The organism is Mesorhizobium sp. WSM4848 (assembly GCF_055811375.1).
Map to the genome: position 1 here is coordinate 95,375 of NZ_JBVVPX010000019.1, position 24,511 is coordinate 119,885.

A 24,511-nucleotide genomic window follows, 5' to 3' on the forward strand; every position below is an offset into this window, starting at 1 on the left:
GGCGCGAAGGAACTCGAATTACCGAAGAGTTCCCTCACCCTCACACCTTGACCAACTGCTCCACGCGGTCTTTCTCGCCAAACATGCGCAAATAGCGCTCGATCTCTTTTTCGTCGCCGGTGGCTTTGGCGGGATTGTCGGAGAGCTTGACCGCCGGGCGGCCGTTGGCCTCGGTGACCTTGCAGACCAGCGAGATGGGGTCGAGCCGGTTGGTTTTGGTCGGCGCGCAGCCCTCGAAATCATTGGTCAGATTGGTGCCCCAGCCGAAGGACATGCGCACCTTGCCGTGGAAATGGCGGTAGGTTTCCTCGATGGTCTCGACCTCGAGCCCGTCGGAGAAAATCAGCAGCTTCTGTCTGGGGTCCTTGCCCTTTTCACGCCACCAGGAAAGGACCTTTTCGCCGCCTTCGATCGGCGGCGCGCTGTCGGGGCGAAAGCCGGTCCAGTCGGCGATCCAGTCCGGCGCGTCACGCAGGAACGCGGCGGTGCCAAAAGTGTCCGGCAGCACGATCAGCAGATTGCCGCCATAGTAGCGCTGCCAGTCCTGCAGCACCTTGTAGGGCGACTGCTTCAACTCCTTTTCCGAATTGGCGAGCGCGGCGAACACCATCGGCAGTTCATGCGCGTTGGTGCCGAGCGCCTCGAGGTCGTTGTCCATGGCGAGCAGCACGTTGGAGGTGCCGGTGAACGCCTCGCCTATGCCCTCCTTCAGTGCTTCGACGCACCAGCGTTGCCACAGGAAGGAATGGCGGCGGCGGGTGCCGAAGTCCGAAATGCGGATATCGGGCAGCGCTTTCAGCCGCTCGGTCTTGGCCCACATCTTGGCCTTGGCGCGAGCATAAAGCACGTCGAGCGCAAAGGGTCCGAACGCCCGCATGGCGGCGCGAGAGCGAAGTTCATTGATAATTGCCAGCGCCGGGATCTCCCACAGCGTCGTGTACATCCACGGACCGCTGAACGTGAGCTCGTACTGGCCATCGCGCTTGGAAAGCTCGTATTCCGGCAACTGGAAATTCTCGAGCCAGGCGAGGAACTCCGGCTCAAAAATCTGCTTGCGGCCATAGAAGGTGTTGCCGCCAAGCCAGATCATCTCTTTCTTGGAGAAGCGCAAGGTGCGGGCATGGTCGAGCTGATCGCGCAGTTCTGCTTCGTCGATCTCCTCGGCAAGGCGAACCGAGGTGGTGCGGTTGATCAGCGAGAAAGTGGTGTCGATCTTGGGATACATGCCCCAGATCATCTGCAGCATCAGCAGCTTGTAGAAATCGGTGTCGAGCAGGCTGCGTATAATCGGGTCGAGCTTCCAGGTGTGGTTGTAGACGCGCCGCGCTATATCGGTCTTGGTCATGTCTCGATGCCGCCTTCGCTGCTCGCTATAGCTTTTATTTAGCGCAATTCCCTAGGGAACCGGGAAAACCGCTGCGCACTTTTCCTGGAATTGCTCCAAATGCCTCTTAGCATTGAATTTTTGAAAGCGCCTCCCGCTTTGCGGGCTGGCCCGACAAAAAGAAGAGGCTGCGGCAAGCGCGCTGCTTCGGCTGCTGCAGCCTCAGGACGCGGTCTTGGCGCCGATCACTCTCAGCGCCGGACGCTTTCTGCGGATGCCGATGCGGCCCGCCACCGGTGCATCGGCGCGGCCGTCGGCCTGCTCCTTTTCGGCAAACAGCCAGTCGATGAACAGCTGCACGATCGGCGCCGACCTCATCTCGTTGCGGCAGACGACATAGAAATCGTCGACCGCCGGCACCGACAGGCTGAACGGCGCGACCAGCAGTCCCCTGGCAAGCAGTCCGCTTGCTGTCACCGTATCGCCCAGCGCGACGCCATGGCCGTGGACCGCCGCCTCGCTCGCCATGCGCGCGTCGCCGAGATGATGGCGGCGGCCGCGCTCCAGATCCAGCGCATCGGCGGCCGCCAGCCAGGTGTGCCATTCGCGGCCGTCGTCGCCGTGCAGGAAGACGTGATCGGCGAGATCGCGCACGGTGCGGATCGGACGGTTGTTGATCAGCGTCGGGCTGACCACCGGGAACAGCTCGAGACCCGACCATTTGCGCATCCAGCAATCGGTCCAGCTGCCGTCACCATAATGCACGCAGATATCGATATGCGGCGCGCGGATGTCCTTGGCGTCGTTGGACGGGATCAGCGTCAGCCTGATATCGGGATATTGCGAGGTGAAGCTGCCGAGCCGCGGGATCATCCACAGCAACAGCAGCGCCGGCACGCAAGACACGGACAAGGCACCGGTGCTCGCCGGCCTCGTCATGCGCTGCGTGGCGGCGGCAATGCCGTCGAAGGCGGTCGACACCGCCGGCAGCAATTCGGCGCCGTGCGGCGTCAGCTTCACCCGCTGACCGGCGCGCTCGAACAGCTTGACGCCAAGCGACTGTTCGAGCGCCTTGATCTGATGGCTGATAGCGCCATGGGTGACGTTCAGTTCAGCCGCCGCCTTGGTCAGCGAGGCGTGGCGCGCCGTCGCCTCGAAGGCCCGCAACGGATTCAGGGGAGGCAGACGCTTGGCCATCGGAGCCTCAAACGAGCACGACCCCCAGAAGTGGGACCCGGTTTTGGGTAAGACCGTGCTCGACATTAATGTGAGATTTTCTCACAGCAAACACCCTAACAATATCAATTGATTTTTCAATACAGCTGCGAGACACTTTGGCTCGTACAGCATCAAGACGTGAAATCCGCAGGCAGCCGGCGCGACCGTCATTGATGGCCGCTCCGAACCAGCCATGGAGGACCGACATGGGTTATGATCGCGGCAAGCTCGAAGCGTTGCGCCGCAAATATGGCGAAAGCCATGGCGGCGAGATGTTCGACCCAAAATTCCGGCGCGTCGCCGACAAGATCTTTTCCAAGAGCGGCACGCGGCTGGCGCCCTATTCCGGCATCCCGACCTTCCTCAGCGCGCCTTACCGGGAAATAGCCGCCGACAATCCTGATTTCGGCGATCTGCAGGTGGCGATGATCGGCGTGCCGATGGACCTTGGCGTGACCAACCGGCCGGGCGCCCGCTTTGGGCCAAGGGCGCTGCGCGCCATCGAGCGCATCGGCCCCTACAACCACGTGCTGGAATGCGCGCCGACGCACGAGCTGAAGGTGGCCGACATTGGCGACGTGCCGTTCCGGAGCCGTTACCGGCTGGAAACCAGCCATGACGACATCGAGCGCCGGACGAACCAGATCGTCGACGCCGGCGTCATTCCGCTTTCGGTCGGCGGCGACCATTCGATCAGCCATCCGATCCTGAAGGCTGTCGGCAAAAAAACGCCGGTCGCCATGATCCATATCGACGCCCACTGCGACACCAGCGGCCTGTTCGACATGACAAAGTTCCACCATGGCGGGCCGTTCCGCAACGCGGTGCTCGACGGCGTGCTGGATCCATCGCGCACCATCCAGATCGGCATCCGCGGCTCGGCCGAGTATCTGTGGGAGTTCACCTACGAATCCGGCATGACCGTGGTGCATGCCGAAGAGGTGACCGGCCTCGGCATGCCAGCCATCATCGCGAAGGCGCGCAGAATAGTCGGCGATGGCCCGACCTATGTGTCCTTCGACATCGACAGCATCGACCCGGCCTTTGCGCCGGGCACCGGCACGCCGGAAGTCGGCGGGCTGACGACGCGGGAAGTGCTTGAACTTCTGCGCGGCCTCAAAGGGCTCAACATCGTCGGCGGCGACGTCGTCGAGGTGGCGCCGCAATACGACGCAACCACCAACACGGCCCATGCCGGCGCGCAGGTGCTGTTCGAGATCCTCAGCCTGATGGTGTTCAGCCCGGCGATCTCAGGCAAGGGAGCCTGACGCACCAGACCATGATCCCGAAAAGTGGAACCGGTTTTCGGAACAGATCATGGTCCAACATGAAGTTCCAAGGCGACCGCCGCGCTGGAGCCGGCGGCCGCATTCAAACAAAACAAGCTTCCAGCAGGGGAACGAAATGACATTTCACATGAAATCATCCATCGCCGCCGTGCTGCTGCTCGCCGGCCTTGGTCTTGCCACCCAGGCCGCCAATGCCGACGCGCTCGACGACATCACTAAGGCCGGCGCGATCAATGTCGGCATTTTCTCCGACTTTCCGCCCTTCTCCTCGGCCAGTGCCGATATGAGCATCAAGGGCTATGACATCGACGTGGCGCAGTTCATCGCCGACCAGCTTAAGGTCAAGCTCAATTTGGTCAGCGTGACCGGACAGAATCGCATCCCGTATCTTACCGACAAGCGCGTCGATATCCTGATGAGCGTCGGCTACTCCAAGGAACGCGAGCAGGTGATCGATTTCGCCGCCGCCTACGCACCCTACTATATCGCCGTCATCGGCCCGGCCGCGCTCAAGGTCGAAGGCAAGGACGACCTCGCCGACAAGTCGATCGCCGTCAACCGCGGCACGCTGGAAGATACGTCACTGACCGAGGCAGCACCCGCCTCGGCCGACATCCGCCGTTTCGACAACTACAACTCCGTCATCCAGGCCTTCATCTCGGGTCAGACCCAGCTGATGGTCGTCGGCAACGATGTCGGCGCCCAGGTGCTCGCCCGCCAGGAGGCCCTGAAGCCTGAACAGAAGTTCCAGCTTCTCACCTCGCCCTCACATATTGGCCTCAACAAGAACGAGGACCGCCTGAAGCAGGCGGTCAACGACGCGGTCGCCAAGATGCTGGCCGACGGCAAGCTGGACGAAAGCTCGAAAGCCTGGCTCAAAACACCGCTCAATCCCGACAACCTCAAGGATTGATCTCCGGGGTAAGGACCTATCATGGGCTACAGCCTCGACTTCGGCTGGCTTGCCGATGCGACCGGTGCGATCGCGCGCGGGGCGGCCATGACGATCCTTTTGATCGCCGTGACCACGCTCGCGGGAACGTTCCTCAGCATCCTCGGCGCAGCAGGGCGGCGAAACGGCCCCTTGCTGCTCAAGCGGGCAATCGGCGTCTATGTCGAAATTATCAGGAACACGCCGTTCCTTGTGCAGCTGTTCTTCATCTTCTTCGGGTTGCCCAGCATCGGCGTGAGGCTCGATCCGCTGCTGGCCGCCATGCTGGCAATGACGCTCAACATGGCGGCCTACACGATCGAGATCGTCGGCGCCGGGCTCGACGCCGTGCCGCGCGGGCAGACGGAAGCAGCCCTTGCGCTTGGGCTCAGGCTGCGTCAGGTCTTCGTCAAGATCGTGCTGCCGCAAGCGCTCAAGGTGATCTATCCGGCGCTGACCAGCCAGATCATCATCATGATGCTGGAGTCCGCCGTCGTGTCGCAGATCGCGGTGCGCGAACTGACCTACGAGGCCGACATGCTGCAGGCACGGACCTTCCGCGCTTTCGAGACCTATTTCGTGGTGACGATGGTCTATCTCGTTCTTTCCGTGGGGCTGCGCCGGCTGCTGGTCAACGGTGGGCGCCGCGCGCTGGGGGCCGGCGTGTCATGATCGAATTCACCTTCTGGGATATCGTCCGCAACCTTCTGCTCGCCGCGCGCTGGACGGTGCTTCTGTCGCTGGCGGCCTTCGTCGGCGGCGGTGTGGTCGGCATGGTCGTGCTGTTCTTCAGGATCGCCAAGAATAAATGGGCACGGCGCCTTGCGTCGGGGTACATCGCGCTTTTCCAGGGAACGCCTCTGCTCATGCAGCTCTTCCTGATGTTCTTCGGCCTGCCGATGCTGGGCTTGCGCATCGAACCTTGGACCGCCGCAGCACTTGGCCTCACCTTCTTCGCCAGTGCCTATCTCGCCGAGATCTGGCGCGGCGGCGTCGATGCGCTGCCGCGCGGCCAGTGGGACGCCGGCGCCAGTCTCGGCCTTCACTACCTGCAGGAACTGAGGCTGATCATCCTGCCGCAGGCGTTTTCGATTACCCGCGCCCCGACTGTCGGTTTCCTGGTGCAGCTGATCAAGTCGACCGCGCTGACCTCGATCATCGGTTTCGAGGAACTCGTCAGGACATCCAACGCGATCAACAATGCGACCTTCGAGCCGTTCACCGTCTATGGGCTGGTCGCCTTGATCTTCTTTGTCATGTGCTTCCCGCTGACGCAATATGCACGCAGGCTAGAACGCGCGACGGCTACAAACTAGGGATCTGTCTCTGCGGTCAGCGCTCGAATGTCTCCTTTGGGTCAGAACTGCCGTTCACCTCACCAACGTCCGGTTCTGTGAAGCGGCCCTTCCTGGACCGAATTTCCTTCCCGGAAGCCGACGTTCACCAGAACCGCCAGTCTTGACCCCAAACCGGTCCTTGCTGGGCCGATTTGGCGGCTCGTAAGCGGACGTTGCCCGGACCCAGCGACTTTGCACCGTTCCTGCCGTTCCAATTGAAAATCAGCTACGGCGCTAGGTGACCCGGCTCCAGTCATTCTTCAAGCCGCCGATCAGCGGCATGGAAGTGGCATGTTACTCAGCCCGCTTGGGCGCGGTGAACGTCCATAGGGGCGATGCTGACGTCGCGACTTTGCCAAGCTGGAAGACCTCCGTCGCCTCGCCGCGGCCGCGCAGCCGGTGCTTGCCCGCCGGGATCCTTTCGAACCTTTCGTCGAGCCGCGACGCGGTCTCGCCGGAAATGGCGATTGCGGCGGTGGCGCCCGGTTCGAGCTGCTTGCCGAGGTCCTGCAGCCGCTGGCTGACGTTCACGGTGTCGCCGACGATCGTATAGTTGACGCGGTCGGATGCGCCGATATTGCCGACGATGACGGAGCCCGTGTGGATGCCGATGCGGACATGAAGCGGAGGCCGGCCTTCGCCAGCCGCTTCCAGATTGTCCTTGTCCAGCTCCTCGCGGATGGCCGCGGCTGCGCGGACGGCCGCGGCGGCATGGCCCTTCAGACGATCCGGCGCGCCGAAGAACGCCAGCATGCCGTCGCCCAGGAACTTGTCGACAGTACCGCCATGTGCATCGACCGCGCCGCACAGGATCGCGAAGTGGTGGTTCAGCAGCCTGGCCGCGGCGGCGGCGTCCATCTGCTCCGACAGCGTGGTGAAGCCGGCGATGTCGGTGAACATGACGGTGACGACCGCTTCGCGCGGTTCGGCGATGCCGATCTCTCCGGTGCGCACCAGCTTGGCCACCAGCGAGCGCGGAATATAGGTCGAGAATGCACGCAGACCGATCAGCATGGCATTGAAGGCCGAAGCCTGGTTGTCCAACTCCAGCACCCTGCTGCGCGGCAGGGGGGTCACGCCGTCGAGATCGAAATCGGCGACGCGCGTGGCCTGGCCGGCAATCGCCTGGATCGGGCGCGACAGGCGCTTGCCGAGAAGAATCGCGACGATGACCGCCACCACCATCGCGCCAAGTCCAAGCATGGCCGATCCCATGACGCGCTCGATTTCGTCACCGATCTGACTGGTCTTGAAATATGCGCCGAGCGTCCAGGGCCGGTCGCCATAGCCGGTGATCCCACGGGTAATAGCGACGTAAGTGTTCTCTCCGTCCCATGACGTCGAACCGTCCTTGTCGTCAACCTGGATTTCGGCAACCTCGATATCGCGGGTACGCTGCGTGCTGAACTCCGCTTCCGGTTTGCGCGCCTCATATCCGGCGAGAACCGGATCGCCGAAATTGGCGAGCGGCGTCAGCGGCAGGATGCCGTTCTTCAGCGCATCCGGAGAAGCCAGCCGCTGGTCCGCCAGGATGGATCCGTCGCCATCCAGAATGAAGGCATGCGTGCCGAAGCGCGACGACAGTTCCTGCGTGATTTTGGACAAGTTCTGCAGTTCCACCGCGGCGATCACCCAGGCCTTCGTAGCGCCATCGCGTGACAGCGGCGCCGAGACGTTGGCGAACAAGCCATATTCGTTGGCCACGAAGGCGCCCCACCGGCGTCCGTCGACTTGCTGGCGCTCTTCAAGAACGGCGCGCACTTGCGGCGATTTCTCGGTCTCGGCGGGGAGTTTCTGGATCGTTCCGGCAGGATATTTGGCGTCGTTGTCCCCGGTCACCGCCGCCCCCCTGCAAATCAGGTCGGGTGTGCAGATCAACATTGCGTTCACCCCCGGCGCTGCCGCCAGCGCACTGGCAAGTGCCGCCGACATCGCCTCGTCGTCGATCTGGAACTCGCCCTGCTTGTAGAGCTGCGCGACGCCGTCCACGGTGCTCTCGGCGCGCCCCATCTCGGCGCGCAGCAAATCCTCCATCGCATCGATCAGGAGCGTCGACTGAGCGCCGAGCAGGTCGAAAGTGTTGCGAAGGTTGGCGCCGACCGACAATGCGAGCACGCCGCCGACCGACAGGAACACGAGGCTGCCGAAACTCATCGCCATGATGACTGCAATGGGGATGCGACGCCGCTTCTTTTCGGGGCGGGCCAGACGCACTGGTTGTGCGGACGTGCTCATGCAGCCAATGTCATAATGCGCCACCGCATTGCAAGCCCGGTGACGGCTTTAAGGAGAGGACGCGCCGAAGCATTCGCAATGTGGCGCCGATGTTTCCAGCGCCGATGATTCCGATCCTCATAGGGGTGTTCCTTTCGTAAATATGGAAGAGCGCCCGCCTCAGTCGTGGACGCAGGCGCCTCGAAGATGCGCCCCTTTCTCGCGCAGTGTCGAGAGTGTCAACTCCCGGAAAGGCGCATGCACGACATGATCGTCGCCGCCATGCAGGAGAACCGGGCGATCATCAAGGCGCATATCGAGCGAATGGTGACGATCTTTGAGGCGATCATTCGCGAGGGGACCGAGGCGGGCGAACTCAAGGTCGAGGACCGGCAGAAGCGGCCCGTGCGGTCAACACCGCGTTCACGCCGTTCTTCCACCCGATTCTGATCGAGCACTGCGTTCAACACGGCGAAGACACCGAAGCGGCCCTGCGTGAGCAGATTCGGTTTATCCTGAAAGCTCTCGGCAAGTCGGCCTAAGGCGCAGCGTGCCATATATGCAGGCACTGTGGTTCCGGAGAAGGGCGCGCGAACACAAGGTTGCGTCGAAGGCCAACCCATCTTCAAAACCACGGCGCAAACGTTGCACGCGGCGCTGGCCGAACAGGGATAACCTATGTGCAGGAAGAGATGGCACAACCCTACCTCGTGCATATGCTCTGACCAGGCGGATCCGGGCGGCCATACCGTCCGACAGTCGGCTCAGGATCGCCGGCAGCCGTAGCGCGAACGTCAGGTTTGGAGGAGGGCTACGAATGACTGGAATTGGGTCAAAAGCAGTCATTGGGGACTATCCGGTTCCGCGTTGTGAAAAACGATTGGTGACGATAACCGTGTTTCCGGCTGCCTCTTCGTAGCCATCTCCTTGTTGGAAGAAGAGTTCTGTGTACTCTCACAATACTTGAGGAAGGGCTCGGGGATGAGAATTGCAATGTTCGTCGCGTTGGCCGCGACAGCGGCTGGATGCGCGACTTCTCCGGTCGACTATGGAGCGTCGCTTTCGAAGCAAGATCGGAAATGGGCGTCGCCGGAATGCCAGCAAGCCCGCATGGAGGCGTCGGACTACGACGCTCGCGAAAAAACGCAGCCGGGCTGGGGAACCGGCGTCTTTCTTGGCCCGTACGGATTAGGGCTCGCAGCAGCCATCAAGGAGCACCAGCAGAAGCAACGAAAATTGTTCGCTCGCGCGGTGCACTTGCGGTGCTCAAGCCTTCCACTGCCAAAGGAGTTGCAAAGCGACTTAAGCCCACAGGCCGCGCGTGCAAATCAGACGAAATATCCATAGATGTCAGGACCCCGCCCTGCTTCGTGACGAAGCCGCTTCATCAATGCCCAAAGGAGAGCGGCGGCGCGATCCTGTCGCGCCGCAGCCAACGGGCCAGGAGCAGCACCGCCACCACCGCCAGCCCCAACGACAGGCCGATCCAGATGCCGACGCCGTCGAGCCCGGAATGGAAGGCGAGCAGCACGCCGAGCGGCAGGCCGATGCCCCAATAGCCGATCGCTGCATAGATCATCGGCACCTGGGTGTCGTGCAGGCCGCGCAGCATGCCGGCGGCCACGGCCTGGGCGCCATCGAAAATCTGGAACAGCGCGGCAAAGGCCAGGAACGACACGGCAAGCCCGATCACAGTGGCATTGGCCGGGTCGCCGAGATCGATGAAGGCGCTGATCAGCAGCTGCGGCCACAGGATCATCACCAGCCCCATCAGCGCCATGAACGAGACGCCGATGACAAAAGCGGTCCAGCCGGCGCGGGAAACACCTTCCGGATTGCCGGCGCCATGGGCGAGCCCGACGCGCACCGTCGCCGCCTGGTTGAGGCCAAGCGGCACCATGAAGCTGATCGAAGCGATCTGGATGGCGATGGCATGCGCCGCGAGCGAGGCAGCGTCGATCAGGCCCATGAGAAGGGCCGCCGCGTTGAAGATCGTCACCTCAAAGGCGAGCAGGCCGGCGATCGGCAGGCCGAGCCGCAGCAGGCCCTTGAAGCGCGGCCAGTCGGCCCGCCAGAAGCGCCCGAACAGCTGATAGCGGCGAAACTTCGGCTCAAGCATCACCACCGCCGCCATGCCGGCGAACATCAGCGTGCTGGACAACGTGGTGGCGAGGCCGGAGCCGGCGATGCCCATCGAAGGGGCGCCGAGATTGCCAAACATGAACACCCAGTTGAAGAAGACATTGCAGGCGACGGCAACGAAGACGATGACCAGCGCCCAACCCGGCCGCTCCAGCGCCGAGATGAACGAGCGCAGGACGATATAGCCGTAGAAGGGCAGCACCGCCCATTCGAGCCAGCGCAGGTAGATGCCGGCCTGATGTGCCAGCGCCGGTTCCTGGCCCATGGCCAGCAACACCGCCTCGCCGTACCAGAGAAATATCCAGATCGGGATTGAGATGAGGATCGCCAGCCACAGCCCCTGCCGCACGGTGCGGCGCAGATCGCGCACCGAATGGCGACGGCGGCCGAGTTCCGTGGCGATCATCGGCGAGGTCGCCAGCATCAGGCCCAGCCCGAAGATCAGCGGCATGAAGTAGAGGTTGGCGCCGAGCGCGCCGCTGGCCAGCGTGTCCGGACCCAGCCGCCCCATCATCATGACATCGGTGGCGGTCATCGCCGTCTGGCCGAGATTGGTGAGCACCATCGGCCAGGCGAGCGCCAGCGTCGCCCTGATTTCCTGACGCCAAAGATTTTCCGGCGCGCGCGCGCCGGCTTCGATCGCAGACATTTTTTCGCCTATCCGATTGCGGCGCGTCGGCAAAAAAGGGCCGGAAGCCGCGTCTCAGCGCGGAAAATGGCCGTGATCGGCCCGGATTCCGCATTAACAGCACGGCTTGTCCACGAAACGGGCAGCTGTGGCAAGGGGGCTGGATCAGGGGAGCATTGAGCCAGCATGGAGTACGGTCTCATTCCGCCCATTTGGGCCGCCTATTTGGTCCGCCTGTTTGGAGAGAGCGCAGAAGCCGCTATGGTTGTGTCATTCGCCGATCTGAAGAGCCGGCATCATATCGAATCCATCGAAAGGGCATGCGGATGAGCGCGTTTCCCGAAATCTATCTGGTTCGGCATGGCGAGACGGAATGGAGCGCGTCGGGAAAGCACACCGGCCTGACCGACATACCGTTGACGCCAGCCGGCGAGGCGGCCGGCGGGCGGGTCGCTGAGCGGTTGCAGGGGCTTTCGTTCCAGGCAGTCTGGTCGAGCCCGTCGCAGCGGGCCTTCAAGACCTGTACGCTGGCCGGTTTCGGTTCGGCCGGCGTGAAGAAGGCCGACCTGGCGGAATGGGATTACGGCGCTTACGAGGGACTGACCACGAAGCAGATCCTCGTCGAGCGCCCCGGCTGGCATCTGTTTCGCGATGGCTGCCCTGACGGCGAGGCGGCAGAGGATGTCGGCGCGAGGGCGGATCGGATCGTCAATGAATTGCGCGACGTCAACGGCAATGTCCTGGTGTTTTCAAGCTCGCATTTCCTGCGGGTGCTGGCGGCGCGCTGGCTCGGCCTGTCGCCACAAGATGGCGCCCTGTTCGTGCTGGATACCGCCAGCACAAGCGTGCTCGGTTATGAGCACGACCTTGGCGAGCCAATTATCCGGCGGTGGAACCAGAGATAGCAGACGCATTGCAGGGTTGTTCGCCCCGCGGCTATCTGATCGCGTCCAGCGCCTGCCGCTGCCGGTGCATCTCCAAAAACACCCGGTAGTCGCGGTCGAACCGGCCGGCGGCCGCCGAATTGGGCTCTCGCGTCTTGCCGCCTTGCTGCATGGCGACGCAGGCGGCGTTCAAATCGGGAAAAAGCCCGGCGGCGGTGGTGGCGATCATGCCGGTGCCGAGCAGCACCGCCTCATCGGCCAGCGGCTCGACCACCGTGCAGCCGGTGGCGTCGGCATAAAGCTCCATCAGCAGCGGGTTTTTGGTGTGACCGCCGGTGACATGCAGCGTGTCGATCAGATAGCCGTTCTCGTTCAGCGCTTCCAGCACATGGCGCACGCCCAGCGCGATGCTGACGGCGGTGCGCCAATAGAGCTTGCACAGGCTGTCGAAGGAGGAATCCAGCGTCAGACCGCTGATGACGCCGACGGCATGCGGGTCGGCGAGCGGCGAGCGGTTGCCGTGGAAATCCGGCAGCACATGCAGCCTTCCAGCCAGATTTTCGCCCTCTATGGCGCGCAACTCGACAACGCGCCGGGCAATCCTGGCGTGCATGGCGGCGTCCGGCTCGCCGCCGGCCCCGTGCCAGCGGATGACGTGATCGAGCAGCGCGCCGGTGGCCGATTGGCCGCCTTCCGACAGCCAAAGCCGGGGAAGCGCCGCGCCATAATACGGGCCCCAGACCCCGGCAAAGGGCTGCGGGTCGGGCGACATCGCCATGACGCAGCTCGAAGTGCCGGCGATCAGCGCCAGATGCCGGCCGATGTTGGTTTCGTCGCCGGCAAAACCGCCGAGCACGCCGAGCGCGCCGGCATAGGCGTCAATGACGCCGGCGCCGACCCGGCATTGTTCGGTCAGGCCAAGCTCAGCCGCGGCTTGCGCACTCAGCCGGCCGATATCGGCGCCGACCGGGCTGGCCTTGTCAGGCAGATTGCCATGCTCGAAAAGATCGCCGAGCCCGACGGCCTGGAAGAAGTCGTGCCGCCAGCCGATCCCTTCATGCGCCAGATAGGTCCATTTGGCGGTCAGCGTGCATTGCGAGCGGGCGGGCGAACCGGTTGCCTTCCAACTGAGAAAGTCGGCAAGGTCGAATAGATAGCCGGCTTCATTCCATGTTCTGGGCAGGTTGCGCTTCAGCCACATCAGCTTCGGCGTCTCCATTTCCGGCGACATGACGCCGCCGATATAGTCGAGCACGGCGTGACCGCTTTCGGTGCATTCATCGGCCTCGGCAATGGCGCGGTGATCGAGCCAGACGATTGTGTCCCAGCGCCTTTCGCCCGACACCGAGACGCTGAGCTGGCCACCATCCCTGCCCCGCACCACCAGCGAGCAGGTGGCGTCGAAGGAGATGCCGAGGATATCCTGCGCTGCCACGCCGGCCTTTTCGCGGGCGGCGCGCACCGCAAGGCAGACCGCCGACCAGATATCCTGCGAATCGTGCTCGGCGTGATCGGCCTTCGGCCGGTTCATGACGATCGGATGCTCGGCGCGGCCGAGCAAGGTGCCTTTGGTGTCGAGAATGCCCGCACGGGCGCTCCCGGTGCCGACATCGACCGCGCAAACGAAACTTTTCGTCAAGGTATTCTTGCTCTCGCTCCCAGGCCTGCAATCAGATCGGGCAATTGCAGCATGTCAGCGAATATAAAGTCCGGCTCACTCGACGCAAGCCGCGCTTTCAGTGCCGGGTTGCCAGCATGCGAGCCGCCGGTGAAGGCAAGGACGCGCATGCCCGCCGCCCGTGCCGCCGCGACGCCGACGGGGCTGTCCTCGACGACGAGGCAGTTTTGCGGCATTGCCCCCATGTTGGCGGCTGCGTGGAGAAAAAGGTCCGGCGCCGGCTTGCCCCGCGCCACCATGGCGGCGCTGAACAGATGCGGCTCGAGCAGCCCGAGCAGCCCGGTGACGTCGAGCGCGTAGCGGATGCGATCCAGCGTGCCGGAGGAAGCGACGCAGCATGGCATGGCGAGCCTCGGCAGAACCTGGCCGATGCCGGGGATCGGCTTCAGCTCGTCGCGAAACTTGCGCATCAGCCCGACGCGCATCTCGCTCAGGTGCTGGTCGGTGATATCAAGCCCGAAGTCGCGACCGAGGATTTCGCGAACGCTTTTCATGCTCTTGCCGAGGAAATGCTCATAGGCGGCATCCTCGCTGACACTGCCGCCGGCAAGCGTGATCATGCCAAGCAGCGCCGAAACGGACAGCCCCTCGCTGTCGACCAGCACGCCGTCGCAGTCGAAAATGACCAGGTCAGGCGTCATTGCAGGGCCCTCATCAGCGGGGACATGCATTGAGCCGATCTTAGAGATTGCCGGCGAGGTAGCGCGTCAGCGTCGTACGTGCGCCATCGGCCCAGAGCGCCTTGAGCGCCCTGGCAAAGGCCTCGACGAACGGCGTCGAGCGGCCGACCTCGCCATAGATGTCCTCCATGGCCAGCCAGGCGGCAGGCGCAGCCTTTGCCGCCCTGGCGGTCGTCTGCAGCCGGTCCCAGCTTGGATCATTGGGCTCGATGACCGCGCCTGAATCCGTGGTGCCGAAGCAATAGCGGCACCAGAGCGCCGATTCCAGCGCCAGGCCGGCGACGCCCTTGCCGGCCTTCAGCCGGTCGGCGATGGTCGGGATGATGAATTTCGGCTGCCGGTTGGAGCCGTCGAGGCAAAGCCTGCGGATGGTGTCGCCGATCTTCGGGTTGGAGAAGCGGTGCTCGATGAGTTGGTAATAGTCCTCCAGCACCGTGTCCGGGACCGGCGGCACCGTCGGGATGATCTCGTCGTGCTCCAGCCTGTCGAGAAAACCTCGCACCAGCGGCTCCTGCATCGCCTCGTGGACGAAATGAATGTCCATCAGCCCGGCCGGATAGGCGATGGTCGCATGGCCGCCATTAAGGATGCGGATCTTCATCAGCTCATAGGGCGCAACATCGCTGACGAACTGCACGCCGACCTTTTCCAGCGCCGGGCGACCGTCGGTGAATTGGTCCTCCAGCACCCACTGCCTGAACGGCTCGCAAAACACCGGCCAGTTGTCGTCGAGGCCGAACTCGCTCGACAGAATGCCGCGCTCGCGATCGGTTGTGGCCGGCGTGATGCGGTCGACCATGCTGTTGGGAAAGGCGACGTTCTCGCTCACCCAGGTCGCCAGTTTCTCATCGATCAGCCGCGCGAGACCAATGACGCCATCGGCGGTGACATGACCGTTGTGGGGGATGTTGTCGCAGGACATGATCGTGAACGGTACGATGCCGTCGTCGCGGCGGCGCAACAGCCCGGCCAGAATGATGCCGAAGACAGTCTTCGGCGTTGCTCCCGGCTGCGCGTCGGCGACGATGTCGGGATGGGTCGGGTTGAACACGCCCGATGCCGGGTCGATGAAGTAGCCGCCCTCGGTGATGGTCAGCGAAACGATCTTGATCGCCGGATCGGCAAGCCGTTCGATGATCGCGGCGGCGTCGCCCGGCATCAGGAAGTCGATCATGGCTCCGGTGACACGGGCGCTCATGTGGCCAGAATCCTGCTCGACCACGGTGGTCAGCCAGTCCTGTTCCTGCAACATGCCGCGGCCGACCTTCTCGCCGTTGAAGACGCCGGCGCCGACCAGTGCCCAGTCGTGGCCGACGCCCGCATTGAACAGATCGTCGAGGTAAACGGCCTGATGCGAGCGATGGAAGTTGCCGACACCGAAATGGACGATGCCGGCCTTGAGCGCCGCGCGATCATACTTCGGGCCGGCGACCTCAGGCGGAAGCTTGGCGAGGATGGAAGAAGAGAGTTTCACGGTCATCTGCTTTACCCTTTAGCGGGACGGCTCTTCCCCCCGTGGAGGAGACGGGGAGAAGAGCGCCTTCGCCCCCTCAACTCATCCACTGGCCGCCATCGACATTGTAGGTCTGGGCGACGATGTATTCGGCGTCGTCGCTGGCCAGGAACACCGCCATGCCGGTGAGGTCTTGCGCCGTGCCCATGCGGCCGTAAGGCACGGCCTCGCCGACCAGTCGCTTCTTTTCGCCCTTTGGCCGGTTTTCGTATTTGGCGAACAGGGCATCGACATGGTCCCAGTGCTCGCCGTCGACGACGCCGGGCGCGATGGCGTTGACGTTGATGCGATGCTTGATCAGGTCGAGCCCGGCCGACTGGGTGAGTGAGATAACGGCTGCCTTGCTGGCGCAATAGACGGCAACCAGGGCCTCGCCGCGGCGTCCGGCCTGGCTCGCCATGTTGATGATCTTGCCGCCCCGGCCAGCCGCGATCATCGAGCGGGCGGCTGCCTGCAGCATGAACAGCGTGCCGGCGACGTTGACGGAAAACAGCCTGTCGTAGCTTGCCTTCGATATCTCGACGATCGGCGCCAGGTCGAACAAAGCGGCGTTGTTGATCAGAATGTCCAGTCCGCCAGCCCTTGTCTCAACCGCTTTCACCGCTGCCTCGATCGAAGCGAGGTCGGTGACGTCCAGTCTCACGGCGTAAGCATTGCCGCCGATCTCCGAAGCGGTCTTTTCCGCAGCTTCGAGATTGATGTCGCCGATGGCGACCGTGGCGCCCTCGCGGACATAGGCTTCGGCGAACGCCCTGCCGATGCCGCGCGCCGACCCGGTGATCAGCGCCGATTTACCCTCGAGCCTCATTGCATCATCGCCTTTCCGTCGGCGCCGAAGCGGTGCAGCTTGGCCTTGTCCGGCGTCAGATAGATCGTGTCGCCGTGATGGGCGGCCAGTTCGCCGTCGGCGCGCACCGTCAGCGGTCCGACACCGTCGGCTTGAACGTGCAGGAACGTGTCGGAGCCGAGATGCTCGGCGACGCCGACCGTGGCTTTCCATTCGCCTGAAGTCGTCGAGATGTTCATATGTTCGGGACGGATGCCGACGGTCTTGGCGCCATGTTTGGCCGCCGGCGCGCCTTCGATCAGGTTCATCCTGGGCGAACCGATGAAGCCGGCGACGAACAGGTTCTTCGGCGTCTTGTAGAGCTCCATCGGCGAGCCGACCTGCTCGATGTTGCCGGCGTTGAGCACGACGATCTTGTCGGCCATGGTCATCGCCTCGACCTGGTCGTGGGTGACGTAGATCATCGTCGTCTTGAGCTGATGATGCAGTTCACTGATCTCCAGCCGCATGGTGCCGCGCAGTGCTGCGTCGAGGTTGGACAAGGGTTCGTCGAACAGGAAGGCCGATGGCTGGCGCACGATGGCGCGGCCGATGGCGACGCGCTGGCGCTGACCGCCGGAGAGCTGGCCGGGACGGCGATCGAGATAGTTGGTGAGGTTCAGGATGCGCGCCGCGTCCTTGACCTTCCTGTCGATGGTCGCCTGGTCCTCGCCCGCCATCTTCAGCGGGAAGGCAATGTTCTTGGCCACGGTCATGTGCGGGTAGAGCGCATAGGACTGGAACACCATGGCCAGCTTGCGCTTGGCCGGCGCCTCGCCGGTGACGTCGCGGCCGTCGATGTTGATGGTGCCGGCGGTAGTGTCCTCCAGCCCGGCGATCAGCCGCAGCAGCGTGGACTTGCCGCAGCCCGACGGGCCGACGAAGACGACGAACTCGCCGTTCTCGATCACCAGGTCGATGCCCGGAATGATGACCGTCGACCCGAACGACTTGGAGACGTGCTTGAGCGTGATGTTTCCCATGGTTTCCTCCCCGAGGGGTTATTGTCCGTCGTTCATCGCTTGCGGCGGTGTTACTTCACGGCGCCAAAGGTCAGGCCGCGCACCAGCTGCTTCTGGCTGAACCAGCCCATGATCAGGATCGGCGCGATCGCCAGTGTCGAGGCCGCCGAAAGCTTGGCCCAGAACAACCCTTGCGGGCTGGAAAAGGAACTGATGAAGGCGGTGAGCGGCGCGGCCTCGGTGGTGGTCAGCCGGATCGTCCAGAACGCCTCGTTCCATGCCAGGATGATGTTGAGCAGCATCGTCGAGGCGATGCCCGGCACCGCCATCGGCGTCAGCACATAGACGATCTCGTTCCAGAGCGATGCGCCATCCATGCGCGCCGCTTCCAGGATCTCGCCGGGGATCTCGCGAAAATAGGTGTAGAGCATCCACACCACGATCGGCAGGTTGATCAGCATCAGCATGACCATCAGGCCGATGCGGCTGTCGAGCAATCCGGTATCGCGGAAGATCAGGTAGATCGGGAACAGCACGGCAACCGCCGGCATCATCTTGGTGGACAGCATCCACATCAGGATGTCCTTGGTCCATTTGCCCGGCGAGAACGCCATCGACCAGGCCGCCGGTATGGCGACGAGCAAAGCCAGGATGGTCGAGCCGACCGACAGGAACACCGAGTTGAGGAAGAACTTGAAGTAGCCGCTCTGCGCCTCGACTGCGGTATAGCTCTCGGTGGTTCCCGACGGAAACAGGTTGAAGCCCTGGATGGCCTCCTGCTCCGACTTGAACGAGGTGATGATCGTATAGAGGATCGGGAAGAAGATCAGCAGGGCGACGATCCAGGCGGCCGCGGTCGCGATCGTCTTGTGCTGGGTGCTGACTGCACGTGCCATCGTTTCCTCCCTTATTTGTCCAGGTTCTTGCCGACCGCGCGCATGGCGAAGAAGGCGACGATGTTGGCTAAAATGACGGCAAGGATACCGCCGGCGGATGCCTGGCCGATTTTGAACTCCAGCAACGCCTTCTGGTAGACGAGGAAGGGCAGGTTGGTGGAGGCGTAACCCGGGCCGCCATTGGTGGTGACGAGGATCTCGGCATAGACCGACAGAAGGAAGATCGTCTGGATCAGGAGGACGACGGTGATGGCGCGCGACATGTGCGGCAGCGTCAGATAGATGAAGCGGCTGATGAAGCCGGCGCCGTCCATCTCGGCGGCTTCCTTCTGCTCGCCGTCGAGCGACTGCAGAGAGGTCAACAGGATCAGCGTCGCAAACGGCAGCCACTGCCAGGCAACGATGATGATGATCGCCAGCATCGGATATTGGCCAAACCAGTCGATCGGCTGCCCGCCGAAGAAGCGCGCAATGTCGGCAAAGACGCCGTATTGCGGATGCATGATCATGTTCTTCCACACCAGCGCGGCGACCGGTGGCATGACGAAGAACGGCGAGATGACGAGGATGCGGACGATGCCCTGTCCCCACATCGGCTGATCGATCAGCAGCGCCAGCAGGATGCCACCGATCACCGTGATCAGAAGTACGCTGCCAACCAGGATAAGCGTGTTGAGGATCGACTGCAGGAAGGCCGGGTTGGAATAGAATAGCGCGTAGTTCGAGAAGCCGACAAAGCCGTCGCGGATCGGGTTGAGCGGATTGTACTGCTGGAAGGAGAACCACAGGGTGAATGCCAGCGGCACGATCATCCAGACGAACAGCAGCACCACGGATGGCGCCATCATGAAGCGGGCAAGCGAACGGGTCTGTTGAGTAGCCATGACGGTCACCCTTCAAAGGTCAGCCAAATTTTTCAGTGTTGTGAAGGTGGCCGCCCGAACTGGGATTCGGGCGGCCCCTGCCGGTCAAGATGGGCAACCGGCTTTCGGCACCGGGAGGAGCCTACTGGATGTAACCGCCCTCGGTCATCGTTGCTGTGGCGGCGTCCTGGGCCTGCTTCAGAGCGTCGTCGACGCTGGTCTGGCCGGCGAGTGCTGCCGAGAACAGCTGGCCGACGGTGGTGCCAAGGCCCTGGAACTCAGGGATGGCAACGAACTGGACACCGACATAGGGCACCGGCTTGACGGTCGGATGCGTCGGATCGGCGGCGTTGATCGAGTCCAGCGTCATTTTGGCGAAGGGCGCCGCCTTCTGGTATTCGGGGTTGGCGTAGAGCGAGGTGCGCGTTCCGGGCGGAACATTGGCCCAGCCTTCCTTCGATGCGACGAGCTCGGCATACTCCTTGCTGGTTGCCCAGGCTACGAACTTCTGAGCAGCGTCAGCCTTCTGCGTGCCGGCGGGAATGGCCAGCGACCACGCCCACAGCCAGTTGCCGCGCTTGCCCAAGCCATTGTCGGGCGCCAGCGCATAACCGACCTTGTCGGCGACCGTTGAGTTCTTCGGGTCTGAGACGAAGGAGGCAGCGACGGTGGCGTCGATCCACATGCCGCACTTGCCCTGCTGGAACAGCGCCAGGTTTTCGTTGAAGCCGTTCGAAGATGCGCCCTCCGGGCCATTGGCCTTCATCAGGTCGACATAGAACTGCAGCGTGTTCTTCCACTCGGGTTGGTCGAACTGCGGCTTCCAGTTCTCATCGAACCAGCGTGCGCCGAAGGAGTTCGACATCGCGGTCAGGAAAGCCATGTTCTCGCCCCAGCCAGCCTTGCCGCGCAGGCAGACGCCGTTCACGCCATTGGCGCGATCGGTCATCTTCTCGGCGGCCTGCTTGACGAAGTCCCAGGTCGGCGCGTCCGGCATGGTCAGCCCGGCCTTCTCCATAAGGTCCTTGCGGTACATGACGAAGGAGCTTTCGCCATAGAACGGTGCTGCATAAAGCTTGCCGTCGACCGTCAGGCCGTTGGCGATGGCCGGGATGATGTCCTTGACGTCATAGTCGTCGCCGAGCTTGTCGAGCGGCAGCAGCCAGCTCTGCTTGGCCCAGATCGGGACCTCGTAAGTGCCGATGGTCATCACGTCGTACTGGCCGCCCTTGGTGGCGATGTCGGTGGTGACGCGCTCGCGCAGCACGTTCTCCTCGAGCGTGACCCACTGGAGCTGGATATCGGGATTTTTTGCGGTGAAATCGTCGGTCAGCGTCTGCATGCGGACCATATCGCCATTGTTGACGGTGGCGATGGTGATGGATTCGGCATGCGCGGCGAACGCGAGGGTGCTGGCCGACAACAGACCCAGGGTGAGCGTGCGAAGTTTCATCAAAATTCCTCCCATGGACCAAGCGAGCATTTGCTTTGGCTGTGAGCAATTACTCACCTCGCGTGATTTATGTCAAGCCGGATTCGTTGCTGCAGCGCAGCACGCAGCCTCGTGCGGCATCCGGTTCCAGACGCTCTTCAAGCCGGCTAGGATGAGTCTCGACGTGCGAAATGTTGGATTTCGGATAGATAAATTGCCGACCTATTGGCCGGCAATCTCTGCCAGGATCCATTCGCGGAAAGCGCGGATCTTCGGCACGTTGCGGCGCGCCTGGGGATAGACCAGCCAATAGGCATGGCCGTCATCGCCGACCAGGTTGAAAGGCTGGATCAGGCGGCCGTCGGCAAGCTCGGCCTTGAAGAGAGCGGCCGTCACGATCGCCACGCCCTGCCCGGCAATCGCGGCGTTGGCCTCGTAGGCCTGCGCCCCCATGCTGGTGCCGGGGCGCTTGGCCAATTCCTCGACCGGCAGGCCGGCGGCGATAAACCAGTCCCGCCACCAGATGTCGCCGGGGTCGAGGATCGGCAGGCGCAACAGATCGGCAGGCTGCTTCACCCCGCCGATGCTTGCCGCGAGTTTCGGGCTCAGCATCGGCGTGAAGTCCGCATTGAAAAGCTTGTGCACCTCCACGCCCGGCCAGTTTCCGCCACCCGAGCGGATGGCGATATCGATATCCTCGCGGGCGAAATCGACAAGGCGGTTCGACGTGTCGAGGCGCACCGCCAGCGATGGATGCGCGACCTGGAACGAGCCGAGATGCTGCGCCAGCCAGTTCGAGGCAAAAGTCAGCAGCGTCGAGACACAAAGCACGCCGTCGGCGCCGCTGCGCGCCGCGGCATAGGCTCCGCCCAACAGGGCGAACGCCTCGCTGACCGCAGGCGCCATGCGTTGCCCCGCCTCGGTCAGCACGATCTGCCTTGGCCGGCGCAGGAACAGAGGCGCGCCGACGCGCTCCTCCAGAAGCTTGATCTGATAGCTTGCCGCTGCCTGCGTCATGCCGAGCTCGCCGGCGGCCTTGGTGAAGGAAAGATGCCGCGCCACCGCCTCGAACACCCGGATCGCCTGAAGCGGAGGAAGCTGGGAGACCTGCCGTGACTTGAGTTCAGGCATAAGCCCTCCTTATGGGCCGTGATCGACGTTTGATTGGCAGCAGCGGCCGATCCGCCCGATATCAGACACCGACGATCACTCTCGTCTAGACATAGCGGAGGCCTACGATCATGACCATTGTGCAGGAAAAGCTATTTTTGACGCCAGGCCAAGGCTGGTTTTTGCGTCTGGCGTGTGGATTGGCACGGCACGGAGCCAGGAAGCGGGCCTATCTCGACATCAGGGAATTGCCGCCGCATCTGCAGCGCGACATGGGTTTTCTCGACGGCAACGATCCTTTCGGCCGGCACAAATAGCCTTGCTGGACTTATCCCTGATCAGCTGGCCGCCAGCAGGGCGGCGGCGGTCCGCTCGTCGGTGATGAGGCCGTTGACCAGCCGCCGATTGACCGCCGCAAGGATGCCCGGCAGCTTCCGCTCGCCCATGGCGAGCGCGATCACCAGCGATTTTTCGCGCGACGGCAACGATGCCGACGACACCCGGTCATTGGTGATGCCCTCGATCATCCGGCCTTCGCGATCGAACACCCAGCCGACGATCTCGGCGACGCCGCCGGCCTTTTGCAGCGCTTTCAATTCGCTCTCCGAAATGAAGCCGTCCTCGTAAAGCGGCGCCTTGGGGCCGAGATCGCCGATACCGACGAAGGTGACGTCGGCTTCCGCGGCAAGCGCCAGCGTCGGCTGGATCATCGGCTGGCTGAGCAGCATCTCGCGCTCTTGCGGCGAGGAGGCGATGACCGGCAGCGGCATCGGGAAGGACCGCGCCTTGACCCTGTCGGCCATGGTGAAGATGACGTTGTAGAAGGCGGCCGACCCGTCGGGCGAGATGTTGCCGGTCAGCGACACCACCTTGTGCTGCGGGCACTCCATCGGCGGCAGCTGCTCGATTGCCGCCTTGAGCGTGCGGCCGGTGCCGATCGCCATGACCATCGGCGTCGGCGAGCGCAGCCGCCGCTCGATCTCGGCGGCCGCCGCGACGGCGACGCCGATGGTGGAGGAGGAAGCGGGATCGCTCGGCACCACCTCGACCAGATCGAGGGCGAAGCGCGATTTCAGCCGGGCCGCGAGGTCGAGGCAATTGGCGATCGGGTGGTCGACACGCACCTTGATCAGCCCTTCAGACACCGCCAGCGACACCAGCCGCTGCGCCGTCTGCCGTGAGATGCCGAGCGTCGAGGCGATCTGGTCCTGCGTGTTGCCGGCGACATAATAGAGCCAGCCGGCGCGCGCCGCGTCGTCCAGCCTGCTGCTGCCGCTGTCCTGCCGGGAATTCACCTTGCTGCCTCCCTGCCCCAAGCACCGAGCACTAGCACCGAGCGGGAGCGCCTTAGTTCTACCGGGGAATGCGTTTGTAAGCAATTGCCTGTAGCCAGAGCAATTGCCTGGGTAAGCTCCCGAGGTGCCCGCAGTGTTTCGAGTGGCCGATTATAGCCCGCAATGTCGGTGCAGCCAGGCGCGACGGTTTATCTCCCGAGGCAAACCCTTTAAGGGATTCGGACAAAGGAGCTCGCATGACGCCGAAAGCGGTTTTCTGGGACATGGACGGCACGCTGGTCGACAGCGAGCCGTTGCACGAGGCGGCGCTGATAGCGGCGCTGCACAGCGTCGGCATCGCGGCGCCAACCAACCTGCATGAGCGGGTGCTCGGCATTGCCGCATGGCCGGTCTATGAGATGCTGCGCGACGAGTTCGGCCTCGACCTGGCCTTCGACGACTGGATCGTGCGTAAATACGACCACTATCTGCCAATGGCCGAGACGCTGAAGCCGCGCCCCGGCGCCATCGAGATCTACAACGAGCTGCGCGCGCTTGGCGTGGCGCAAGCGGTGGTGTCCAATTCCGACCGGCTGGTCGTCAACGCCAATCTGCTCATGGTCGGTCTTTTCTATCCCGGCATGAAGACGGTCAGCCGCAACGACGTGCGCGAAGGCAAGCCGCACGCCGAACCGTTTCTGCGCGCCGCATGGCTGACCGGTGTCGATCCAGCCGATGCCGTGGCCGTCGAGGACAGCGTGACCGGCGCCACGGCAGGGCTGGCGGCGGGGATGAAGACGATCTTCTGGCCGGAAGCGCCCATGGCAGGGCAGCCCGGCGCGATCATTATCAACAGTGCCGACGAATTGCGGGCTGAACTCGGGCTTTAAGATTGGCGAAACCGGCGATCAGAGCGCCCTTCTCCCCGTCACGATACCTATCATGTTCACACATCTCTGCCGCCATTGATCGATCACCAGGAAACGTGCTGGAAAAAGCGAGTCGTTTCAACGTCGGCGATTGAGCGCTGCATCCGGCGCTTCCAACACCAATGGTCATCTAAGTTATTGATCCTGACTCGATTTCTGCGATGTGTGAATCCGATAGGTCACGATACGGGGAGAAGTGCCCGGCAGGGCGATGAGGGGCGGCGCCGAGATTGACAATGAAGGTGCTTTTGCAGGCGTGTTGAGATCACGATCAGGCCGAGCACAGTTTCGGGCGCTTGCGCTGCCCCTTGTATCTGCACGGAAGGTTTTTTGTGCGATGTAAGCGACTGAGCCTCGAACCAGATGGCCATCCGGTTCGAG

24 protein-coding genes are annotated in these 24,511 nt (G+C 63.1%); 9 read left to right on the forward strand and 15 right to left on the reverse strand.

The window, feature by feature from the left end; all coding sequences use genetic code 11:
• Positions 1 to 40 precede the first annotated feature (40 nt).
• Together pncB and gcvA (AC0L16_RS18645) are read right to left on the reverse strand one after the other, a co-directional pair.
• Entirely contained in the window at positions 41 to 1,345 is a 1,305-nt protein-coding gene (gene pncB, locus AC0L16_RS18640; protein ID WP_473622428.1) for a nicotinate phosphoribosyltransferase, read from the reverse strand.
• Positions 1,346 to 1,546: 201 nt separating this feature from the next.
• Positions 1,547 to 2,521 carry a transcriptional regulator GcvA gene (gene gcvA, locus AC0L16_RS18645; RefSeq protein ID WP_095491196.1) on the reverse strand — a complete coding sequence of 325 codons (975 nt, stop codon included), beginning with the start codon at positions 2,519 to 2,521 and terminating at the stop codon, positions 1,547 to 1,549.
• A gap of 227 nt (positions 2,522 to 2,748) precedes the next feature.
• On the opposite strand from gcvA (AC0L16_RS18645), the gene speB reads away from it, so the two are divergent.
• The 4 genes from speB (at position 2,749) to AC0L16_RS18665 (ending at position 6,078) form a co-directional block, all read left to right on the forward strand.
• A complete protein-coding gene (gene speB / locus AC0L16_RS18650) occupies positions 2,749 to 3,810 on the forward strand; it encodes an agmatinase (protein ID WP_473622430.1) in 1,062 nt (353 codons plus the stop codon).
• Between the two features lie 136 nt (positions 3,811 to 3,946).
• Entirely contained in the window at positions 3,947 to 4,744 is a 798-nt protein-coding gene (locus tag AC0L16_RS18655) for a transporter substrate-binding domain-containing protein (RefSeq protein WP_128244681.1), read from the forward strand.
• Between the two features lie 21 nt (positions 4,745 to 4,765).
• Entirely contained in the window at positions 4,766 to 5,434 is a 669-nt protein-coding gene (locus AC0L16_RS18660) for an amino acid ABC transporter permease (protein WP_123146135.1), read from the forward strand.
• The gene (locus AC0L16_RS18665) at positions 5,431 to 6,078 is read left to right on the forward strand and encodes an amino acid ABC transporter permease (protein WP_473622431.1); all 648 of its coding nucleotides are present in this window, start codon (positions 5,431 to 5,433) and stop codon (positions 6,076 to 6,078) included. The genes AC0L16_RS18660 and AC0L16_RS18665 overlap by 4 nt, the downstream gene beginning before the upstream one ends.
• A gap of 315 nt (positions 6,079 to 6,393) precedes the next feature.
• On the opposite strand, the gene AC0L16_RS18670 is transcribed toward AC0L16_RS18665, so the two are convergent.
• Entirely contained in the window at positions 6,394 to 8,334 is a 1,941-nt protein-coding gene (locus AC0L16_RS18670; protein ID WP_473622432.1) for an adenylate/guanylate cyclase domain-containing protein, read from the reverse strand.
• 237 nt (positions 8,335 to 8,571) lie between these two features.
• Here AC0L16_RS18670 and AC0L16_RS18675 point away from each other — a divergent pair, with 237 nt between their 5' ends.
• Positions 8,572 to 8,763 (forward strand): hypothetical protein, encoded by a 192-nt coding sequence (locus tag AC0L16_RS18675; RefSeq protein ID WP_309508819.1) that lies wholly within the window; start codon positions 8,572 to 8,574, stop codon positions 8,761 to 8,763.
• A 531-nt stretch (positions 8,764 to 9,294) separates the two neighbouring features.
• On the forward strand, positions 9,295 to 9,660 hold the full coding sequence (locus tag AC0L16_RS18680) for a hypothetical protein (protein ID WP_473622434.1): 366 nt from the start codon (positions 9,295 to 9,297) through the stop codon (positions 9,658 to 9,660).
• A gap of 40 nt (positions 9,661 to 9,700) precedes the next feature.
• Here the strand turns inward: AC0L16_RS18680 and AC0L16_RS18685 are convergent, their stop codons facing one another.
• Positions 9,701 to 11,104 (reverse strand): MATE family efflux transporter, encoded by a 1,404-nt coding sequence (locus AC0L16_RS18685; RefSeq protein WP_473622435.1) that lies wholly within the window; start codon positions 11,102 to 11,104, stop codon positions 9,701 to 9,703.
• Between the two features lie 305 nt (positions 11,105 to 11,409).
• Here AC0L16_RS18685 and AC0L16_RS18690 point away from each other — a divergent pair, with 305 nt between their 5' ends.
• The gene (locus AC0L16_RS18690; RefSeq protein WP_473622437.1) at positions 11,410 to 11,988 is read left to right on the forward strand and encodes a histidine phosphatase family protein; all 579 of its coding nucleotides are present in this window, start codon (positions 11,410 to 11,412) and stop codon (positions 11,986 to 11,988) included.
• Positions 11,989 to 12,019: 31 nt separating this feature from the next.
• Here the strand turns inward: AC0L16_RS18690 and AC0L16_RS18695 are convergent, their stop codons facing one another.
• From AC0L16_RS18695 to gcvA (AC0L16_RS18735), 9 genes are all read right to left on the reverse strand, one after another.
• A complete protein-coding gene (locus tag AC0L16_RS18695) occupies positions 12,020 to 13,606 on the reverse strand; it encodes an FGGY-family carbohydrate kinase (protein ID WP_473622438.1) in 1,587 nt (528 codons plus the stop codon).
• A complete protein-coding gene (locus AC0L16_RS18700; protein ID WP_473622439.1) occupies positions 13,603 to 14,286 on the reverse strand; it encodes an HAD-IA family hydrolase in 684 nt (227 codons plus the stop codon). The genes AC0L16_RS18695 and AC0L16_RS18700 overlap by 4 nt, the downstream gene beginning before the upstream one ends.
• Positions 14,287 to 14,326: 40 nt before the next feature.
• Entirely contained in the window at positions 14,327 to 15,805 is a 1,479-nt protein-coding gene (locus AC0L16_RS18705; protein ID WP_473622441.1) for a mannitol dehydrogenase family protein, read from the reverse strand.
• Positions 15,806 to 15,875: 70 nt separating this feature from the next.
• The gene (locus AC0L16_RS18710) at positions 15,876 to 16,646 is read right to left on the reverse strand and encodes an L-iditol 2-dehydrogenase (protein WP_473622442.1); all 771 of its coding nucleotides are present in this window, start codon (positions 16,644 to 16,646) and stop codon (positions 15,876 to 15,878) included.
• On the reverse strand, positions 16,643 to 17,647 hold the full coding sequence (locus tag AC0L16_RS18715; protein WP_473622443.1) for an ABC transporter ATP-binding protein: 1,005 nt from the start codon (positions 17,645 to 17,647) through the stop codon (positions 16,643 to 16,645). Before AC0L16_RS18715 ends, AC0L16_RS18710 begins: the two co-directional genes overlap by 4 nt.
• Before the next feature lie 50 nt (positions 17,648 to 17,697).
• Positions 17,698 to 18,522 (reverse strand): carbohydrate ABC transporter permease, encoded by an 825-nt coding sequence (locus AC0L16_RS18720; RefSeq protein WP_254022207.1) that lies wholly within the window; start codon positions 18,520 to 18,522, stop codon positions 17,698 to 17,700.
• 11 nt (positions 18,523 to 18,533) lie between these two features.
• Positions 18,534 to 19,406, reverse strand: coding sequence for a carbohydrate ABC transporter permease (locus tag AC0L16_RS18725; RefSeq protein ID WP_473622445.1), 873 nt, complete (start codon positions 19,404 to 19,406; stop codon positions 18,534 to 18,536).
• Between the two features lie 121 nt (positions 19,407 to 19,527).
• Positions 19,528 to 20,838: an ABC transporter substrate-binding protein gene (locus tag AC0L16_RS18730; protein ID WP_473622446.1), complete on the reverse strand. Its 1,311-nt coding sequence runs from the start codon at positions 20,836 to 20,838 to the stop codon at positions 19,528 to 19,530.
• A 201-nt stretch (positions 20,839 to 21,039) separates the two neighbouring features.
• A complete protein-coding gene (gcvA, locus tag AC0L16_RS18735; protein WP_473622448.1) occupies positions 21,040 to 21,948 on the reverse strand; it encodes a transcriptional regulator GcvA in 909 nt (302 codons plus the stop codon).
• A gap of 110 nt (positions 21,949 to 22,058) precedes the next feature.
• On the opposite strand from gcvA (AC0L16_RS18735), the gene AC0L16_RS18740 reads away from it, so the two are divergent.
• Positions 22,059 to 22,244: a hypothetical protein gene (locus tag AC0L16_RS18740; protein WP_473622449.1), complete on the forward strand. Its 186-nt coding sequence runs from the start codon at positions 22,059 to 22,061 to the stop codon at positions 22,242 to 22,244.
• A gap of 21 nt (positions 22,245 to 22,265) precedes the next feature.
• Here the strand turns inward: AC0L16_RS18740 and AC0L16_RS18745 are convergent, their stop codons facing one another.
• On the reverse strand, positions 22,266 to 23,222 hold the full coding sequence (locus AC0L16_RS18745; protein ID WP_473622450.1) for a sugar-binding transcriptional regulator: 957 nt from the start codon (positions 23,220 to 23,222) through the stop codon (positions 22,266 to 22,268).
• Between the two features lie 236 nt (positions 23,223 to 23,458).
• Here AC0L16_RS18745 and AC0L16_RS18750 point away from each other — a divergent pair, with 236 nt between their 5' ends.
• The gene (locus AC0L16_RS18750) at positions 23,459 to 24,091 is read left to right on the forward strand and encodes an HAD family hydrolase (protein ID WP_473622452.1); all 633 of its coding nucleotides are present in this window, start codon (positions 23,459 to 23,461) and stop codon (positions 24,089 to 24,091) included.
• A 174-nt stretch (positions 24,092 to 24,265) separates the two neighbouring features.
• On the opposite strand, the gene AC0L16_RS18755 is transcribed toward AC0L16_RS18750, so the two are convergent.
• Positions 24,266 to 24,511 (reverse strand): hypothetical protein (locus tag AC0L16_RS18755; protein ID WP_473622453.1); only part of this gene is annotated, 246 nt, incomplete at its 5' end.

Coding starts and splice junctions, on each gene's coding strand:
- pncB (WP_473622428.1), bottom strand. CDS start 1,345: ATGACCAAGACCGATATAGCGCGGCGCGTCTACAACCACACCTGGAAG.
- gcvA (WP_095491196.1), bottom strand. CDS start 2,521: ATGGCCAAGCGTCTGCCTCCCCTGAATCCGTTGCGGGCCTTCGAGGCG.
- speB (WP_473622430.1), top strand. CDS start 2,749: ATGGGTTATGATCGCGGCAAGCTCGAAGCGTTGCGCCGCAAATATGGC.
- AC0L16_RS18655 (WP_128244681.1), top strand. CDS start 3,947: ATGACATTTCACATGAAATCATCCATCGCCGCCGTGCTGCTGCTCGCC.
- AC0L16_RS18660 (WP_123146135.1), top strand. CDS start 4,766: ATGGGCTACAGCCTCGACTTCGGCTGGCTTGCCGATGCGACCGGTGCG.
- AC0L16_RS18665 (WP_473622431.1), top strand. CDS start 5,431: ATGATCGAATTCACCTTCTGGGATATCGTCCGCAACCTTCTGCTCGCC.
- AC0L16_RS18670 (WP_473622432.1), bottom strand. CDS start 8,334: ATGAGCACGTCCGCACAACCAGTGCGTCTGGCCCGCCCCGAAAAGAAG.
- AC0L16_RS18675 (WP_309508819.1), top strand. CDS start 8,572: ATGCACGACATGATCGTCGCCGCCATGCAGGAGAACCGGGCGATCATC.
- AC0L16_RS18680 (WP_473622434.1), top strand. CDS start 9,295: ATGAGAATTGCAATGTTCGTCGCGTTGGCCGCGACAGCGGCTGGATGC.
- AC0L16_RS18685 (WP_473622435.1), bottom strand. CDS start 11,104: ATGTCTGCGATCGAAGCCGGCGCGCGCGCGCCGGAAAATCTTTGGCGT.
- AC0L16_RS18690 (WP_473622437.1), top strand. CDS start 11,410: ATGAGCGCGTTTCCCGAAATCTATCTGGTTCGGCATGGCGAGACGGAA.
- AC0L16_RS18700 (WP_473622439.1), bottom strand. CDS start 14,286: ATGACGCCTGACCTGGTCATTTTCGACTGCGACGGCGTGCTGGTCGAC.
- AC0L16_RS18705 (WP_473622441.1), bottom strand. CDS start 15,805: ATGACCGTGAAACTCTCTTCTTCCATCCTCGCCAAGCTTCCGCCTGAG.
- AC0L16_RS18710 (WP_473622442.1), bottom strand. CDS start 16,646: ATGAGGCTCGAGGGTAAATCGGCGCTGATCACCGGGTCGGCGCGCGGC.
- AC0L16_RS18715 (WP_473622443.1), bottom strand. CDS start 17,647: ATGGGAAACATCACGCTCAAGCACGTCTCCAAGTCGTTCGGGTCGACG.
- AC0L16_RS18720 (WP_254022207.1), bottom strand. CDS start 18,522: ATGGCACGTGCAGTCAGCACCCAGCACAAGACGATCGCGACCGCGGCC.
- AC0L16_RS18725 (WP_473622445.1), bottom strand. CDS start 19,406: ATGGCTACTCAACAGACCCGTTCGCTTGCCCGCTTCATGATGGCGCCA.
- AC0L16_RS18730 (WP_473622446.1), bottom strand. CDS start 20,838: ATGAAACTTCGCACGCTCACCCTGGGTCTGTTGTCGGCCAGCACCCTC.
- gcvA (WP_473622448.1), bottom strand. CDS start 21,948: ATGCCTGAACTCAAGTCACGGCAGGTCTCCCAGCTTCCTCCGCTTCAG.
- AC0L16_RS18740 (WP_473622449.1), top strand. CDS start 22,059: ATGACCATTGTGCAGGAAAAGCTATTTTTGACGCCAGGCCAAGGCTGG.
- AC0L16_RS18750 (WP_473622452.1), top strand. CDS start 23,459: ATGACGCCGAAAGCGGTTTTCTGGGACATGGACGGCACGCTGGTCGAC.